This is a genomic window from Peptacetobacter hominis, from assembly GCF_006861675.1.
GTDB classification, from domain to species: Bacteria; Bacillota; Clostridia; order Peptostreptococcales; family Peptostreptococcaceae; genus Peptacetobacter; species Peptacetobacter hominis.
Map to the genome: position 1 here is coordinate 1 of NZ_SGJB01000033.1, position 1,090 is coordinate 1,090.

The 1,090-nt window shown below is 35.9% G+C and carries 1 protein-coding gene and 4 tRNA genes; all 5 read right to left on the reverse strand.

Annotated features, from left to right (window positions below; genetic code table 11):
* Positions 1–177: 177 nt before the first annotated feature.
* Complete coding sequence (locus EXD82_RS10150; protein WP_142536782.1) at positions 178–579, reverse strand: hypothetical protein; 402 nt, start codon at positions 577–579, stop codon at positions 178–180.
* Positions 580–641: 62 nt separating this feature from the next.
* Positions 642–717: transfer RNA gene (locus EXD82_RS10155), tRNA-Val, on the reverse strand.
* 23 nt (positions 718–740) lie between these two features.
* A tRNA-Arg gene (locus tag EXD82_RS10160) sits at positions 741–814 on the reverse strand.
* Positions 815–839: 25 nt separating this feature from the next.
* A tRNA-Leu gene (locus EXD82_RS10165) sits at positions 840–923 on the reverse strand.
* A 14-nt stretch (positions 924–937) separates the two neighbouring features.
* A tRNA-Cys gene (locus tag EXD82_RS10170) sits at positions 938–1,011 on the reverse strand.
* Positions 1,012–1,090: the final 79 nt, after the last annotated feature.

Here is a 1,090-nt window from a genome sequence, read left to right on the forward strand (position 1 = left end):
AAAATTGATTCTGTGCTCAGATATATCTGAATATCTGGCTTAATTATGGTTTGTAAGAGTCCGAACAAATCGTTCGAACAAATTTATCTGCTGTTCAGTTTTCAAAGTTCATTTGTCATTTACAAGTAATATAATATCATCTATTTTTATAATAGTCAATACCTTTTTAAAATATTTTTAATCATTTTGTCTGAGTAATCTATTAAATACATCTTTTAGTTTAAGATATGATAGACTTATATCTGAAATTACAACAATTAAATAAATAGAATTTGTAACTTCATCCCATTTATATGCTCCTGATATGAATCTTCTATTCATATCAAATATTCCTTCTAAATACTCTGACATCATTTCTTCAGCTGCATCCATATACATATTAAAAATAACATCATCATCCTGACTAAATTTCAAATCGCATGGCACATCATTTATAGATATAGAAAATCTTATTGCTATTACATCTTCTCTTTTTGTAGATTTTGTAATATCTGCATCTATGTTAAAATCTGTTTCTAATGCAATTTTTTCAGCCATTTCCAGACTTTCAACCACTTCTTCCCCTAAAACTGTATACATATTTATACTCCTTTTAAAAAAGATTAAAAATATAGTCCTTGGAAAACCAAAGACTTCTATACTGGTGGGGTTAACAGGGCTCGAACCTGTGACCCCCTGCTTGTAAGGCAGATGCTCTCCCAGCTGAGCTATAACCCCATTTTACTCTATTCTATTAAAAGTGCGCCCAGAGGGACTCGAACCCACAGCCTTCTGATTCGTAGTCAGACACTCTATCCGGTTGAGCTATGAGCGCATATATTTTCAATTAAAATAAAATATGGTGCGGATGAAGGGAGTCGAACCCCCACGCCGTAGGCGCTAGATCCTAAGTCTAGTGCGTCTGCCAATTCCGCCACATCCGCATATATTTTATTGATGGAGGCGACATCCAGATTCGAACTGGAGATCAAGGAGTTGCAGTCCACTGCCTTACCACTTGGCTATGTCGCCGAAATTGGTGATCTATCCGCGGCTCGAACGCGGGACACCTTGATTAAAAGTCAAGTGCTCTACCGACTGAGCTAATAGA

Coding starts and splice junctions, on each gene's coding strand:
- EXD82_RS10150 (WP_142536782.1), bottom strand. CDS start 579: ATGTATACAGTTTTAGGGGAAGAAGTGGTTGAAAGTCTGGAAATGGCT.